Consider the following 301-nt stretch of genomic DNA (forward strand, 5'->3'; position numbering starts at 1 on the left):
GTCCGCAGCTCCACGAGCCGGTCGGCGTTCTCGACGCCGAAGAGGTCGGGGAAGATCCCGCGGCTGTGGTCGGCGTAGTCGAGGAAGAGGACCAGGTCCCCGAGGCATATCAGGGCGTCGGCCCCGTCCCCCGCCCTGGCGAGGTCTCCGGCGTTGCCGTGCACGTCACTGACCACATGGACTCGCATGGGCCCACCTTAGGGGGTGTCACCTGCGGTTACTTCCGAGTCGGGAAACCTGTGGATTACTGTGCGCAGAGCACCGCCACGTATGTGTGACGCACGGAACATCTGGCCTGGAC

General features: G+C 66.1%; 1 pseudogene. It reads right to left on the minus strand.

From position 1 onward, the window contains the following. Positions 1 to 188, minus strand: a pseudogene (locus tag OQ02_RS39860) (metallophosphoesterase); the annotation flags it as partial. Positions 189 to 301: the final 113 nt, after the last annotated feature.

Source organism: Saccharothrix sp. NRRL B-16314, assembly GCF_000716595.1.
Classification (GTDB): Bacteria; Actinomycetota; Actinomycetes; order Mycobacteriales; family Pseudonocardiaceae; genus Actinosynnema.